This is a genomic window from Streptomyces sp. NPDC000345 (genome assembly GCF_042898825.1).
Lineage (GTDB): Bacteria > Actinomycetota > Actinomycetes > Streptomycetales > Streptomycetaceae > Streptomyces.
In genome coordinates, this window is sequence record NZ_JBIAZE010000020.1 from 152,824 (window position 1) to 167,782 (window position 14,959).

Below are 14,959 nucleotides of genomic sequence, written 5' to 3' on the forward strand. Positions count from 1 at the left end.
GGCCCGCTCACCCCACCGCCGGCTCCGCCCCCACCGCCTCCGTGGCCAACGGCGACTCCCCCCGCCGCACCTCATGGCCGGAACACCCCGCCCGCGCCCACACCCAACTCGCCCCGCGCAGCGACTTCGCGGCCTTCTTCAGCGGTGCCAGACACGCGGCCGCCTGCCGGTGGTCGGTCACGCTGCCCGGCGGACACAGGACTGTGGCCAGCGACAGCGTGACCGGACGCCCGCCTGCCGACCAGGCCGCGTCCAGCACGGACGCCGCCAGCGGATCAAGGCCCTCCGGATCCGCCAGCACCAGGAAGTCGTCCCCGCCGATGTGCCCGACCCTGGTCTGGCCGGACGCCGCGACCTGCAGCGCCCGTCCCACCGACCGGATCAGCTCGTCGCCCGCCGCGAAGCCCGCCCCGTCGTTGACCTGCTTGAAGTGGTCCACGTCCAGCCAGCTCAGCGCGAACACCCGCCCCTCCGCGATCCGCCGGTCCACCTCCGCGGTGATCGCGTCCGAACCCGGCAGCCGGGTCAGCGGATTGAGCCCCGCGGCCTCCTCGACCCGGCTCTCGGCCAGTGCCCGGACGAGATCCGCCAGCCGTACGACGCCCACGCACCGACCCTGACGGTCGACGACCGCCACGTCGTCCGAGGTGCGGTCCCGGTCGCCCACCGCGACCACGTCCAGCACCTCCCACGCCGTCGCGTCGATCCCCACCGTCCGCGGCGGGTCACCGAGCCTGGTCGCGGGCCGGTCGGCGTACAGCGCGTGACCGTAGCGGCCCGACATCGACAGCAGGAAGCGCGAACGGTGCACCGACCGGACCGGAACCCCCGTCCGGTCGACCAGCAGCACCCCTGACACCTCCGGCGCCCCGGTCAGCAGCGCCCGCACCTGACCGGCGGAGGCGCCCGCGGGCAGCAGCGCGGCGGGCCGGACGAACTCGCGCACCGACGGCCCCGGCCGGGGAACCGACGCGACGCCCGGCACCCGCGGCGGAACGTAGACCTCCGCGACCGGCAGCCGGGCCGGCGGCGCGAACAGCACGCCCTGGGCCAGCTGGGCACCCGCCGACAGCGCGGCCGCACACTGCAGTTCGGTCTCCACCCCCTCCACGGCGAGAAGCGCTCCCGCCTCCTCGCACCATGTCCGCATCGCCCGCACCGCCGCCGGACGTACCAGCAGGGACGCGTCCAGCTTCACCAGGTCCGGCGCGAGATCGACCAGCAGCCGCAGGGGTACGTCCCCGTCCCCGACGCCGTCCGCGCTGATCCGGAAGCCCTGCTCCCGCAGCACCGCGACGGCGTCCAGCAGCGCGCGCTGCGGCACATGCGTGTACGGCGGGACGACATCGAGCGTCACCTCCCACGGCAGCCGTCCCGCCGCACGCACGGCGTCATGGAGCGGGGTGAGCCCGCCGAGGTCGGCCAGGGTCGCCGCGAACACGTTCACGTGCAGCGGCAGCAGCGTCTCCTTGCGCGCCGCCGCCCGGACCGCCGCCACGGCCAGACCGCTGTCGAGTTCGGGATCCCGCCGGGCCTCCGCCAGGATGTCGCCGGTCTCCGGTCGGGCGAGTATCTCCAGCCCCGCCACCGCTCCCGTCGTCAGGCTGATCACCGGCTGGAAGGCGAAGCGGAGAGTATCCGTCCAGGAGTGCACGGGAGCATGATGGCGCCGCGGGACTGCGCCCAGGCCCAGTTCATGAGACGTTCACGCAGCATTCCGGAGTGGTCACGCACGGTGCACGGCGCGCCCCCTGCTCCGCCGGGCCGTGTCCGCGCCTCCTCACCGCACCGCTATCACCGCCGACCCGTGCCCGAACAGCCCCTGGTTGGCCGTGATGCCCACGCGCGCGTGCGCGACCTGACGGTCGCCGGCCCGTCCGCGCAACTGCCAGGTCAGCTCGCAGACCTGGGCGATCGCCTGCGCCGGCACCGCCTCCCCGAACGAGGCCAGCCCCCCGCTCGGGTTCACCGGTACCCGACCGCCCGGCGCCGTCGCACCCTCCCGCAGCAACTTGACGGCCTCACCGTCACCGCAGAGGCCGAGGTCCTCGTACCACTGCAACTCCAGTGCCGTGGACAGGTCGTAGACCTCGGCCAGGGACAGATCCTCGGGCCCGACACCCGCCTCCTCGTAGGCGGCGCGGGCGATCGACGCGCGGAACGGCTCACCGCGGGGCTCCACCGCCGCCGCGGAGTCGGTGGCGATGTCCGGCAGGTCCAGCACGGTGGTGGGGTAACGGGGTGTCACCGTGGACACGGCCCGGATCCGCACCGGATCCCCCGCCCCGTGCCGACGGGCGAACTCCATGCTGGACAGCACCAGGGCGGCCCCGCCGTCCGAGGTCGCGCAGATGTCCAGCAGCCGCAGCGGATCGGCGACCACCGCGGAGGCGGCGACCTCCTCGGCGGTGACCCGCTTGCGGTAGCGCGCGTTCGGGTTGAGCGCGCCCAGGGCGGAGTTCTTCACCTTGACCTGGGCGAAGTCCTCCGGGGTGTCCCCGTGCAGTGCCATGCGCCTGCGCGCGTACAGCCCGAAGTAGGCCGGATTGGTGGCGCCGAGCACCCGGAACCGCAGCCAGTCCGGGTCGTCCGGCCGGTCACCGCCCGCAGGACGGAAGAAGCCCTTGGGTGCCGCGTCGGCCCCCACCACGAGCACGACGTCGGCCAGCCCGGCGAGGATCTGCGCCCGCGCCGCGTCGATCGCCTGCGCGCCCGACGCGCACGCCGCGTACACGCTGGTGACCCGCGCTCCCTGCCAGCCCAGGGCCTTCGCGAACGTCGCCCCCGCCACATACCCCGGGTATCCGCCACGCACCGTGTCCGCGCCCACGATCGAGCCCACGTCCCGCCAGTCGAGCCCGGCGTCGGCGAGAGCCGCCCGCGCGGCCGCCACCCCGTACGCGACGAAGCCGCGCCCCCACTTGCCCCACGGATGCATCCCCGCGCCGAGCACCGCCACCTCCGCCGTCATCGCGCCACCCCCGTGGGCCTCCAGTGCCAGGTGGTCCACGTCGTCTCCGCGTCCTCGCCCAGGACACCCGGGACGACCTCCACCTCCATGCCCACCGTCAGATCGGCGACGGTGACCCCGGGAACCGCCTGCCCCAGCACCACGATCCGCTCGGGCTCCAGTTCCACAGCGATCAACGCGTACGGCTCCCACGGAAGTTCCGGATCGGTCACATAGGGTGACGGAGGCCGGTACCGGCTGTCCGTGTACGACCAGACCCGCCCCCGTCGCGACAGCGGGACCTCCGTCAGCTCCCCGCCCCCGCATGCCGGGTTGCGGCAGTGCGCGTCCTCACGCGGGAAGAACACCGACCGGCACGCCGAGCAGCGCGTCCCGAGCAGCCTGAAGTCGTCCCCGTCCCCGCTGAACCACCCGGCCACCACCGGTGTGCGTGTCCGTGACAAGGAGCTCTCCTCCACACGAGATCTGACGGAACGTCAGGAGTGTGGCACGCGCATCCGGAAATGGGCAGGGAGGAGACAGGAGAGCGCGGCGCTTCGAGCCGCTCGCGCACGAAGCCCTCCGTAAGATCGGATACGCTCCGCCGCGTGTCCGAAACTCTGCACTCCCATTCGAACTCCGCACGCGACTCCCACTGTTCGAGCTGCGGAGCGCCCTACAGGGAGGGCGTCACCGGCTGGCCCCGCACCTGTCCGGCCTGCGCCACCGTCGCCTACCGCAACCCGCTGCCGGTGGCCGTCGCACTCCAGCCCGTGTACGACGCGAAGGGCACCGGCCTGGTCGTCATCACCCGAACCGTCCCGCCCGCGCGCGGGGGCGTCGCCCTGCCCGGCGGATACATCGACGACCGTGAGGACTGGCGCCGGGCCGTCGTCCGCGAACTCAGGGAGGAGACGGGCATCGACGCCGCGAGTCGCGACGTACGCCTCGTCGACGCCATGAGCTCGCCGGACGGCCACCTGCTGCTGTTCGGCCTCCTCCCGGAGCGCCCCGCGGACCGCCTCCCGGAGTCGGCGGCCACCGACGAGACGGAGGGCTGGCACCTGCTGCGCAGGCCGGAGGAGCTCGCCTTCCCGCTGCACACGCACGCCGTGCGGGCGTTCTTCGAGGGCCGCTACATCTGAACCGCGCTCACCGCTCGCCGAGCCCGCGCACGCGCACGGGGTGGGACGGCTCGTGCAGGCCGTCCTCTCCCTCCCGCTCGACGACGACCTGCCGGCCCTCCCAGCGGGCGACGTACCGTTCGATCTCGGGCTCGTCCCAGCCGTCGCCCGCGTCCCGCACCACCAGACCCCCACCGGTCCGGCCCCGCGCCGGCGTCCACACCTCCAGCTCCAGTCCACCGTCCTGCCCGCGCACCGGTATGACCGCACCCGCCCGCGCGAGCACCGGGACGCGCGACAGCGGCGCGTCCACGATCACCTGCCCCGGCCCCCGGAACCGCCGGCCCGTCGCGGTGTCGTACCAGAGCCCGCGCGGCAGCCGCACCGCACGCCGGTCGGCACCCGGGTCCAGCACCGGCGCCACCAGGAGAGAGTCGCCCAGCAGGAAGGCGTCCTCGCAGTCCCGCAACGCCCGGTCCTCGGGCGCTCCCCACCACAGCGGGCGCACATAGGGAGCGCCGGTACGCCGGGCCAGATGCGCCAGCGTCATGAAGTACGGCAGCAGCCGCCGACGCTCCAGAAGCGCGGCACGCGCGTGCTCCAGCACCTCCGCACCGAACTCCCACGGCTCCCGGCGGCCCGCCCGCAGGCTCGCGTGCGTACGGAACAACGGCAGGTACGCGCCCAGCTGGAACCACCGCAGAAACAGCTCGGGCGACGGACTCCCGTCGAAACCGCCCACGTCCGGCCCCGAGTACGGCACCCCGCACAGCCCGAGCCCCATCACCAGCGACAGCGACGCCCGCAGCCCCGGCCAGCCCGTGGCGACGTCCCCCGACCACGTCCCGCCGTAGCGCTGCAGGCCCGCCCAGCCGGAGCGGGAGAACAGGAACGGCCGCTCCTCGGGGAGCAGCTCACGCAGCCCCTCGTAGGCCGCCCTCGCCATACAGAGCGCGTAGACGTTGTGGGCCTCGCGGTGATCGCCGGGCCGCCCGTCCAGGGCGTGACGGGCCGACCGGGGCAGCGTCGACTCGCCGAAGGCGGTGAACGACGTCGGTTCGTTCATGTCGTGCCAGAAGCCGGAGAAGCCCTGCGCGAGGCGCTCCGCGTACAGCCCTCCCCACCACCGCCGCACGCGCGCGTGCGTGAAGTCCGGGAAGACCGCCTCGCCCGGCCACACCACGCCCTCGACGAGCCTCCCCGAGGCGTCCCTGACGAACGCGTCCTCGGCGAGCCCGGCGTCGTAGACCGCGTTGCCCGGCTCCGCCCTGACCGCCGGGTCGACGATCGACACCAGCCGTATGCCGTCCCGCCGCAGCTCCTCGGCGAGCACCGGCAGCTTGGGGAAGCGGTCCTGGTCGACGGTGAACACCCGGTGGCCGTCGTAGTGGTCGATGTCCAGATGGACGGCGTCGAGCGGCAGCCCGTGCTCGTGATAGCCCGCGACGATCCTGCGCACCTCCTGCTCGCTGCCGAAGCCCCAGCGCGCGTGCTGGTGACCGAGCGCCCACGCCGGCGGCAGCGCGGGAGCGCCGGTGAGCGAGGCCCAGGCGAGCAGCACGCGCGCGGGGGTGCCCACCATCACCCAGCAGCGCAAGGGGCCGCCGTCCACCCGCAGCTCGCACGACCCCGCCCTGTCATGCCCCGACCCGGCCCCCTCCTCGCCCTCCCGCAGCGTCACCGTGCCGTCCCAGGAGGTGTCGTGGAACACCAGGTGCGTGGCCGCGTCGGACACCACCAGCTGCACCGGCATCGTCAGATAGAGCGGATCGTCCTCGCGTCCGAACGCGCGTCCGGGGTCCGTGTTCCACAGCCGGTACGTTCCCGCGCGCAGGCGCGGCCCCGACGCCCGACCGCCGAGCCCGAAGAAGCGCGCGTCCGCCGCCACCTCGGACCGCTGCATCCAGCGCCCGGGTCCGCCGTCCAGCGGCTCCCACCAGCGCGGCGGCAGATCCCGGCGCAGCATGACCCCGCCCGGCGTGCACACCTCCACGGCACCGTGCCGCGAGACCACGACCGTCACCCGTTCGGCCACGACCCGCCAGCCGCCGTCCTTGTCCGGTTCGAGCACCGCCCGGGGATCGGGCTCCGGGCAGCGGCCGGCCAACGCGTACGACGGCTCGGGCCCGGCACCGTCCCAGCCCCAGAAGACCGCCCCGTTCACGGCCACGAGGATCCGCAGTTCCGAGCGGCTGAACCGGAGCGTGCCACCGCCGGGCCCCGGCTCCACCTCCTGCACCGGCCCCGGCACCCTGGCCCGCTCGGCCCCCCGCGCCGGCAGCCCGGTGGCGTCGGCCCGCCTCCTGCGCCAGGCGGCCCGCACGGTACGCAACCCCCCGGCGGCCCCCGCGGAGCCGACCGCCTTCATCGAACGCACCAGGTCACGACCGTCCATGCTGTTCACCCTGCCACTGACCGCTCCACACGCGCGTGTCGTTCAACTGCCGTTCACCCATGTCGGGACCACATCTTCACGACACGGACTGTGTGGGGCACACCCTGGTGCAGAAGTCGATCACATGGCATCGTCCCTGTCAGCCGCGTCACGCGCACAACCCAGCACGTGCGCGGGCGACGCACACGACGCGCCACAGTCCGGGAGCCGCCCCAATGTCGACCGTGAACCCCGAGCCGCTCTGGCGGCCAGATCCGCAGCGCATCGCGAAGGCCCAGGTCACCAGGTTCCAGGCCTGGGCGGCCGAGCACCACGGAGCCCCCGCCGAAGGCGGGTACCCGGCCCTGCACAGCTGGTCCGTCGACGAGCTGGAGACGTTCTGGAAAGCCGTCACGGAGTGGTTCGACGTGCGGTTCTCGACGCCCTGCGCGCGCGTGCTGGGCGACCGCTCCATGCCGGGCGCCGTATGGTTCCCCGGGGCCACGCTGAACTACGCCGAGCACGCCCTGCGCGCGGCCGCCACCCGCCCGGACGAACCGGCCCTGCTGTATGTCGACGAATCCCATGAGCCGCGCCCGGTGACCTGGTCCGAGCTGCGCCGCCAGGTCGGCTCGCTGGCCGCGGAACTGCGCGCCCTCGGCGTCCGGCCCGGGGACCGCGTCAGCGGCTACCTCCCGAACATCCCGCAGGCGGTCGTCGCCCTCCTCGCCACCGCCGCCGTGGGCGGCGTCTGGACCTCCTGCGCCCCCGACTTCGGCGCCCGCAGCGTCCTCGACCGCTTCCAGCAGGTCGAGCCCGTGGTGCTCTTCACCGTCGACGGCTACCGCTACGGCGGCAAGCAGCACGACCGCCGCGACACGGTCGCCGAGCTGCGCAGCGAGCTGCCCACCCTGCGGGCCGTCGTCCACATCCCGCTCCTGGGCACCGAGGCCCCCGAGGGAGCCCTGGAATGGTCGGCGCTCACGGCCGCGGACCACGAGCCCGTCTTCGAACAGGTGCCCTTCGCGCACCCCCTGTGGGTGCTCTACTCCTCCGGCACGACCGGCCTGCCCAAGGCCATCGTCCAGTCCCAGGGCGGCATCCTGGTCGAACACCTCAAACAGCTCGGCCTGCACTGCGACCTGGGCCCCGAGGACCGCTTCTTCTGGTACACCTCGACCGGCTGGATGATGTGGAACTTCCTCGTCTCCGGTCTCCTGACCGGCACGACGATCGTCCTCTACGACGGAAGCCCCGGCTATCCCGACACCGGCGCCCAGTGGCGCGTGGCCGAACGCACGGGAGCCACCCTCTACGGCACCTCGGCGGCGTACGTCATGGCCTGCCGCAAGGCGGGCGTGCATCCGGCCCGCGACTTCGACCTGTCCAAGGTCCAGTGCGTCGCCACCACCGGATCACCGCTCCCGCCCGACGGCTTCCGCTGGCTGCACGACGAGGTCCGCGAGGACCTGTGGATCGCCTCCGTCAGCGGCGGCACCGACGTGTGCTCCTGCTTCGCCGGAGCCGTTCCCACCCTCCCCGTGTACACCGGCGAGCTGCAGGCGCCCGGCCTCGGCACCGACCTGCAGTCCTGGGACCCGAGCGGGCACGCCGTCGTCGACGAGGTCGGCGAGCTCGTCGTCACCAACCCCATGCCGTCCATGCCGGTCCACTTCTGGAACGACCCCGACGGCAGCCGCTACCACGGCAGCTACTTCGACACCTATCCCGGCGTGTGGCGCCACGGCGACTGGATCACCGTCACCTCACGCGGCTCCGTCGTCATCCACGGCCGCTCCGACTCCACGCTCAACCGCCAGGGCGTACGCATGGGCTCCGCCGACATCTACGAGGTCGTCGAACGGCTCCCCGAGATCAAGGAGTCCCTGGTCATCGGCATCGAACAGCCCGACGGCGGCTACTGGATGCCCCTCTTCGTGCACCTCGCCCCCGGAGCCGTCCTCGACGACGCCCTGCTCGGCCGTATCAAGCAGGCCATCCGCGAACAGCTGTCGCCGCGCCATGTCCCCGACGAGGTCATCGAGGTGCCCGGGGTCCCGCACACCCTCACCGGAAAGCGCATCGAGGTCCCGGTCAAGCGACTCCTGCAGGGCACTCCGCTGGAGAAGGCGGTCAACCCGGGCTCCATCGACAACCTCGAACTGCTGCACTTCTACGAGGAGCTCGCGCACAAGAGGGCCTGACGCGCCCGCACGACGGCCGAACGGCGGCCGGGGAGACGGTCAGCCGCCGTAGGTGGCCTCGGACTCGCCCAGCACCGCGGCGAAGTCCGAGGCCAGACGTGCCGCGTCGGCCGGCTCCAGCTCGGCGACGGAGATCCGCACACCCGGCCCGGACGCCAGCCGGAACCGGGCCCCCGCCGCCACCCACCAGCCGTACGACCGCAGCCCGTTCACCGCGGCCGACTCGTCCCGCACCGGCACCCACACGTTCATCCCGCTCGCGCCGTGCGCCACGATGCCCAGGTCCGCCAGTTCCCGCAGGAGCGCACTCCTGCGCCGTGTGTACGTCTCCCGCGCGCGTGTCACCAGGGCGCGGGTGGCGTCGTCGGTCAGCAGCCCGTACACCGTCTCCTGGAGGAGATGGCTGACCCAGCCGGACGTCAGCAGCAGCCGCCCGTCGTGCCGGGCCAGGGTGGTCGGGTCGCAGGCCGCGGCCGCCCACCGCAGATCGGTGCCGAGGAACTTGCTCACCGTCCGCACATGCACCCAGCGCGACAGTCCGCCCGACGTCAGGGTCACCAGGGGAGCGTCCGCGACGGCGGAGGCGTGGTCGTTCTCGACGACCAGCAGATCCCGTTCGGCCCGCAGGACCTCGACGAGCTCATCCCGGCGCGCCGCGGAGAAGCGGCCGCCCCAGGGGTTCTGCGCCCGCGGACTGCACACCAGCGCGCGGACCCCCGACCGTACGGCGGCCCGCAGGGCGTCGGGCCGCACCCCCTCGTCGTCGACGGCGACCGGGACGATACGCAGCCCCAGGGCCGTGACCAGATCCAGCAGATGGTGATACCCGGGATCCTCCATGGCCACCGCGTCCCCGGGCCGGAGCTCCACGGACAGCAGCCGCCCGATCAGATCCAGCGCACCGTGCGCGAACGTCACCTGCTCCACGGGCACGCCGTCGGGACGCATCCAGTCCCGCACGGCCTCCTCCAGCCGCTCCAGCCTGGGCGTCGCGCGGTGCGAACGGGCACCGGGGGACAGGCGCGTCGGCGGCACCAGACCGGGCAGCAGTTCCGGATCGGGATGGCCGCCCGCCAGATCCCGCAGCCCGTCCGGCACCCTCGGCGGCCGGCGTGACGCCACGGAGGGAACCTCCGCCACCACGGTGCCGCCCCGCCCGCGCGTGACGACGATGCCGCGCCGGCGCAGCTCTTTGTAGGCCGTCGCGACCGTCCCCGGACTCACTCCCAGGTCGTCCGCGAGCCGTCGCACCGGAGGCAGCGCCGCCCCCGGGCCCAACGCGCCCTCGGTCACGCCCTGTTCGACGGACGACGCAATCCCCTTGGCCGTCGTGCCACTGATCCCATATTGTGTTGCCACATTGCCAAGTATGTATCAGTACATAATTCCAGGCAAGGGGGAGCCCGTGCATCCGATCCGCCGCGCGGCCACATGGAGCCACCGCACACCCGGGGGACGCGACGGCCGGAGAATGCTGACCATCGCCTTCACCGACCGTGTGGGCAGCGGCCTGTGGGCCTCCGTCAGCGTCCTGTACTTCACCTACGTCTCCGGCCTCTCCGTCAGCCAGGTCGGCACCCTCGTCGCCGCGGCCGGAGCGGCCGGCATCGCGGGAGCCCCGCTGGGCGGCCGCCTCGCCGACCGCCTACCGCTCACCCGCGTCCTGATCGCGGTCCAACTGCTGCGCGCCCTGGCCTCCTTCGCCCTGCTGACCACCGATCACTACGCGCTCCTGGTGGTCTACTGCTCCGTGGGCAGCCTCGGCGACCGCGCCGCCAACGTCCTCACCAAGCTCTACGCCACCCGCATCGCCGGCCCCGACCGCGTCCGCTACCAGGCCGTCCAACGCACCGTCGCCAACGCCGGCTGGGCCCTCGGAGGCCTCACCGCCGCTGCCGCCCTCGCACTCGGCAGCACCGCCGCCTACCGGTGGCTCCTCGCCGGCGACGCCCTCTCCTTCGTCGCCTGCGCCCTGCTCACCCTCCGCTGCCACGAACCCCGCTCCGGCTCCCGCACGGTCACCACCTCCCAGGACCACAGGCCCACCGCCCGGCCGAGCAGTCCCTGGCGCGACCGCACCTACCTCGCCTACGTCGCCACCGACACCGTCCTCTTCCTCGACGACGCCGTCTTCAAAGTCGGCCTGCCCCTCTGGATCGCCCACACCACCACCGCACCCCAGGGCCTCGCCCCGCTGCTCATGGTCCTCAACAACGTGATGGTCGTGGCCCTCCAGGTCCCCCTGGCCCGCTTCGGCGCGACCACGGCCGCCGCCCGCGCCCTCCTCGTCCCGCTCTCGGCGACCTTCGCCCTGGCCGGTACCGCCATGGCCGTCTCGGTGGCCGGCGGGACCGTCACCACCACCCTCTCCCTCACCGCCGCGGCCGTCCTCTTCACCCTCGCCGAAATACTCCACTCCACGATCGCCTGGGAACTCTCCGTCGCCCTCGCCTCCGACACCGCCCAAGGCGCCTACCTCGGAGTCCACGGCCTCGCCCAGTCCGCCCAGCGCAGCATCGGACCACTCGCCGTCACCACGGCGATCGCCACCGGTCCGCTCGGCTGGCTCACCTTCGGCGGCATCATCGCCGTGACCTGCGCAATCCAGCACCGCCTGGTCCACGAACGACTCACGCGAAGGTCATTGTCAGTGGCGCCGATTACTGTGAGTGAGCATTGATCGACCGTGCTCACAGGGGGAAACATGGCACACAGCGACCGCCGGACCATGCGCCGCGTCCTGCACCGTGAGATCGCCGGCACCATCGGCCTGCTCACCGACGAACACGACTTCCGTGCCATGCGGCGCTACCGCAGCTTCACCTTCGACGACCACGCCGCCTACCTCCGCCAGGTCGAAGACCTCCTCAGGACCCGCGCCCGACAGGGCAGCCACACCACCGTGGCCCTCTTCGACCCCGAGGAGTACGCCGCATACTGCGCCGACCGGAACCTCGACCCCGACGTCCCCGCCCACCGCACCCGCTTCACGGCCCAGCTCGCGACCACGGGCCCCACCATCCCCTACGACGGCAGGCCCCTCGCCGACCTCGTCCCCGCCCTCGTCGACGAAGCCGTACGCCAGGCCACGTGGGAGTACGCGGCCACCCTCCTGTCCCGCCTCGGCGCCTGCGCGACCTGCGGCGAGGACATCGGCCGCGCCGCCTTCGCACGCGCCTCCGACCTCGTCGTCCGCATCCTCGACACCGCACCACCCGGCAACCGGCACCTGGTGTGCAGCGTCACCGGAACACCCGAAACACTCCTCGCCGTCCTCCACGGGGACGACGAGACCGACGGCACCACCCGACTCGACGAGGCCGAAGCCCTGGAGTTCACCACCGTCCTCGCCCTCGGTCTGGCCACCCGCGGCCCCGGCGGCCTGGTCATGCGCACCTGCGCCCCCGGCAGCCCCGACCGGATCTACGGCTGGCGGATGCGCGGCGACGGCCTCGAACCCCTCACCGCCGGCGAGGTCTTCGACGCCTACTGCACCGACGCCGAGTCCGGCGACCTCATCTCTCCCGAGTCCGGCGTCGACTACTGCGCCCCACCGGACCTCGGACAGGACGGATCGCCGCCCGAGCACCACCACTGAGCGGGCAGACCCCGCCGCACGGGGAAGGGCGCCCCACCCGAAGGCGGAGCGCCCTGCTCACCGGCCGCCGGCCGACCCGGACCGGCCGCTCACTCGCCGGACAGCACGGCCTGCGCCGCGGCGCGCGCCTCCTCGGCACTGTCCGTCGCGCGAGCGGCCGCCGCGGCACGCTCGCACTGAGCCAGCGTGTACTTCGCCAGCATCGCCCGCACATAGGGAATCGACGCCGCACCCATGGAAAGGGAGGTGACACCCAGACCCGTCAGCACACAGGCGAGCAGCGGGTCGGACGCCGCCTCGCCGCACACACCACAGCTCTTGCCCTCGGCCCTGGCCGCCTCGGCGGACAGCGCGACCAGGTCGAGCAGCGCGGGCTGCCACGGATCCTGCAGCCGGGACACCGCACCCACCTGCCGGTCGGCGGCGAACGTGTACTGCGCGAGGTCGTTCGTCCCGAGCGACAGGAACTCGACCTCCTGAAGAATCGACCGGGCCCGCAGCGCGGCCGACGGAATCTCCACCATCGCGCCGAACTTCGCCCGCAGCCCCGCCTCGCGGCACGCGTCCGCGAACGCCTTCGCGTCGGCGCGGTCCGCGACCATCGGGGCCATCACCTCGAGATGCACCGGCAGACCCTCGGCGGCCTTCGCCAGCGCCGTCAGCTGCGTCCGCAGGACGTCAGGATGGTCGAGCAGGGTGCGCAGGCCCCGCACACCCAGCGCGGGGTTCGGCTCGTCGGCCGGAGTCAGGAAGTCCAGCGGCTTGTCCGCGCCCGCGTCCAGGACGCGCACGACGACCCGCCCCTCGGGGAACGCCTCGAGCACCTGCCGATAGGCCTCGACCTGCTTCTCCTCGGACGGCGCGTTCTTGCTGTCATCGAGGAAGAGGAACTCGGTACGGAACAGACCGACGCCCTCCGCCCCCGCCTCCACGGCGGCCGGCACATCGACCGGGCCGCCGACGTTCGCCAGCAGCGGCACCTTGTGACCGTCGGCGGTGGCACCCGGCCCGGTCGAGGCGGCCAGTGCCGCCTTGCGCTCCGCCGCCGCGGCCTCGAGCTGCGCCTTCTTCTCCTCGCTCGGGTTCACGAAGATCTCGCCCGTGCTGCCGTCGACCGCGATCATCGTGCCCTCGGCCAGCTCACCGGCACCCGGCAGCGCGACGACCGCCGGCACACCGAGCGCACGCGCCAGAATCGCGCTGTGACTGGTCGGCCCGCCCTCCTCGGTCACGAAGCCCAACACCAGCGTCGGGTCCAGCAGCGCGGTGTCGGCCGGCGCCAGATCCCGGGCCACCAGCACGTACGGCTCGTCGCTGTCCGGGACACCCGGCATCGGGACGCCCAGCAGACGGGCGACGATACGATTCCGCACATCGTCGAGGTCGGCCACGCGACCCGCGAGGTACTCACCGGCTGCCGCCAGCAGCTCACGGTAGGAGGCGAACGCGTCGTACACGGCGCGCTCGGCCGTGCTGCCGACGGCGATACGCCGGTCCACGTCCGCCATCAGCTCGGGGTCCTGGGCCATCATGGCCTGTGCCTCGAGCACCGCCTGGGCTTCACCCCCCGCCAGATTGCCGCGCGCCATCAGGTCGGCGGCGACGGCCTCCACGGCCTTGCGGGCGCGCCCCTGTTCGCGCTCCGCCTCTTCTGCCGGTATCTGCTTGGCCGGCGGTTCGAGGACCGCCGTTCCCATGTGCCGAACCTCGCCGATCGCCACACCGTGACTCACGCCGACGCCTCGCAGCGTTGTCTCCATCTCACCCGTCTCCGTTAGTGCGGCGGGTCCCGCCGCCGCGGTGGTTGTCCTACGTGCCGCCGTGCCCCTCAGGGGGACGGCGTCGGCATCACTGCCAGGAAAAGAGAACGTCGCCCGTCTTCAGGTCGCCGTCTTCACGGAGCTCACCGAGGGAGTCGGCCGTGGCCTCCAGCGCCACGACGGGGCACACCGGGGACTTGCCGGCCGCTTCGACCGCCGCCGGGTTCCAGCGCACGATGCCCTGACCGCGGGTGACGGTGTCGCCCTTGTTCACGAGGAGCTCGAAGCCCTCGCCGTTGAGCTGCACGGTGTCGATACCGAGGTGGGTGAGCACGCCGTGTCCCTCGGCATCGACGACGACGAAGGCGTGCGGGTGGAGGGAGACGATGACTCCGTCCACGGGCGCCACCGCCTCAGAAGGTTCGCGCACCGGGTCGATCGCCGTACCCGGGCCGACCATGGCCCCGGAGAAGACCGGATCAGGCACCGAGGCCAGTCCGATGGCGCGTCCTACAAGGGGGGACGTCACGGTGGTCATGGGAAGCCTCCCAGGGGTGGAGATGTACATGGGCCGTTACTGCCTGTCCAGGACGGCGCACTGTGCAGCAGGGTATGTCAGATGAAGTACCGGTTCCGCACGAGAGCCCGACCGTGGTCTAGACCACCACCCTAGTGGATTTGCACCCGATCTGCGGCCCCGTGTACAGTCGTACTCCTGCTTGGGATGAGCGACGCGATCAAGCGCGCTCGTCGAGCAGCATCCAATTCGGTCAGATCCTCATCTCTGGATCATCTTCTGCATGCCTGCAGGAGGGTGGTCAGGAGGACGGAAAAACCCTGATAGAGTTGGAAACACCGAAGGGAAGCGCCCGGAGGAAAGCCCGAGAGGGTGAGTACAAAGGAAGCGTCCGTTCCTTGAGAACTCAACAGCGTGCCAAAAATCAACGCC

The 14,959-nt window shown here is 72.6% G+C and carries 11 protein-coding genes; 4 read left to right on the plus strand and 7 right to left on the minus strand.

What is annotated here, in order from left to right:
* Positions 1-7 precede the first annotated feature (7 nt).
* The 3 genes from ACFY30_RS35190 to ACFY30_RS35200 form a co-directional block, all read right to left on the minus strand.
* Complete coding sequence (locus ACFY30_RS35190) at positions 8-1,654, minus strand: EAL domain-containing protein (protein ID WP_390849195.1); 1,647 nt, start codon at positions 1,652-1,654, stop codon at positions 8-10.
* A gap of 126 nt (positions 1,655-1,780) precedes the next feature.
* The gene (locus ACFY30_RS35195; protein WP_390849212.1) at positions 1,781-2,971 is read right to left on the minus strand and encodes a lipid-transfer protein; all 1,191 of its coding nucleotides are present in this window, start codon (positions 2,969-2,971) and stop codon (positions 1,781-1,783) included.
* Positions 2,968-3,393, minus strand: a complete 426-nt coding sequence (locus tag ACFY30_RS35200) for a Zn-ribbon domain-containing OB-fold protein (protein WP_390849213.1) — start codon at positions 3,391-3,393, stop codon at positions 2,968-2,970. Before ACFY30_RS35200 ends, ACFY30_RS35195 begins: the two co-directional genes overlap by 4 nt.
* A gap of 165 nt (positions 3,394-3,558) precedes the next feature.
* Here ACFY30_RS35200 and ACFY30_RS35205 point away from each other — a divergent pair, with 165 nt between their 5' ends.
* Complete coding sequence (locus ACFY30_RS35205) at positions 3,559-4,095, plus strand: NUDIX domain-containing protein (RefSeq protein WP_390849196.1); 537 nt, start codon at positions 3,559-3,561, stop codon at positions 4,093-4,095.
* 7 nt (positions 4,096-4,102) lie between these two features.
* Here the strand turns inward: ACFY30_RS35205 and ACFY30_RS35210 are convergent, their stop codons facing one another.
* Positions 4,103-6,469 (minus strand): TIM-barrel domain-containing protein, encoded by a 2,367-nt coding sequence (locus ACFY30_RS35210; protein ID WP_390849197.1) that lies wholly within the window; start codon positions 6,467-6,469, stop codon positions 4,103-4,105.
* A gap of 215 nt (positions 6,470-6,684) precedes the next feature.
* Between ACFY30_RS35210 and ACFY30_RS35215 the strand changes: the two genes are divergently transcribed.
* A complete protein-coding gene (locus ACFY30_RS35215; protein WP_390849198.1) occupies positions 6,685-8,652 on the plus strand; it encodes an acetoacetate--CoA ligase in 1,968 nt (655 codons plus the stop codon).
* A 39-nt stretch (positions 8,653-8,691) separates the two neighbouring features.
* Here ACFY30_RS35215 and ACFY30_RS35220 read toward each other — a convergent pair whose 3' ends face one another.
* On the minus strand, positions 8,692-10,011 hold the full coding sequence (locus tag ACFY30_RS35220) for an aminotransferase class I/II-fold pyridoxal phosphate-dependent enzyme (RefSeq protein ID WP_390849199.1): 1,320 nt from the start codon (positions 10,009-10,011) through the stop codon (positions 8,692-8,694).
* A 112-nt stretch (positions 10,012-10,123) separates the two neighbouring features.
* On the opposite strand from ACFY30_RS35220, the gene ACFY30_RS35225 reads away from it, so the two are divergent.
* Both ACFY30_RS35225 and ACFY30_RS35230 read left to right on the plus strand, forming a co-directional pair.
* Complete coding sequence (locus ACFY30_RS35225) at positions 10,124-11,332, plus strand: MFS transporter (protein WP_390849200.1); 1,209 nt, start codon at positions 10,124-10,126, stop codon at positions 11,330-11,332.
* Between the two features lie 24 nt (positions 11,333-11,356).
* Positions 11,357-12,250 (plus strand): hypothetical protein, encoded by an 894-nt coding sequence (locus ACFY30_RS35230; protein ID WP_390849201.1) that lies wholly within the window; start codon positions 11,357-11,359, stop codon positions 12,248-12,250.
* A gap of 89 nt (positions 12,251-12,339) precedes the next feature.
* On the opposite strand, the gene ptsP is transcribed toward ACFY30_RS35230, so the two are convergent.
* A complete protein-coding gene (gene ptsP / locus ACFY30_RS35235) occupies positions 12,340-14,010 on the minus strand; it encodes a phosphoenolpyruvate--protein phosphotransferase (protein ID WP_390849202.1) in 1,671 nt (556 codons plus the stop codon).
* A gap of 88 nt (positions 14,011-14,098) precedes the next feature.
* Positions 14,099-14,548 (minus strand): PTS glucose transporter subunit IIA, encoded by a 450-nt coding sequence (locus ACFY30_RS35240; protein WP_390849203.1) that lies wholly within the window; start codon positions 14,546-14,548, stop codon positions 14,099-14,101.
* Positions 14,549-14,959 lie beyond the last annotated feature (411 nt).

Coding starts and splice junctions, on each gene's coding strand:
- ACFY30_RS35195 (WP_390849212.1), bottom strand. CDS start 2,971: ATGACGGCGGAGGTGGCGGTGCTCGGCGCGGGGATGCATCCGTGGGGC.
- ACFY30_RS35210 (WP_390849197.1), bottom strand. CDS start 6,469: ATGGACGGTCGTGACCTGGTGCGTTCGATGAAGGCGGTCGGCTCCGCG.
- ACFY30_RS35215 (WP_390849198.1), top strand. CDS start 6,685: ATGTCGACCGTGAACCCCGAGCCGCTCTGGCGGCCAGATCCGCAGCGC.
- ACFY30_RS35225 (WP_390849200.1), top strand. CDS start 10,124: ATGCTGACCATCGCCTTCACCGACCGTGTGGGCAGCGGCCTGTGGGCC.
- ACFY30_RS35230 (WP_390849201.1), top strand. CDS start 11,357: ATGGCACACAGCGACCGCCGGACCATGCGCCGCGTCCTGCACCGTGAG.
- ptsP (WP_390849202.1), bottom strand. CDS start 14,010: ATGGAGACAACGCTGCGAGGCGTCGGCGTGAGTCACGGTGTGGCGATC.
- ACFY30_RS35240 (WP_390849203.1), bottom strand. CDS start 14,548: ATGACCACCGTGACGTCCCCCCTTGTAGGACGCGCCATCGGACTGGCC.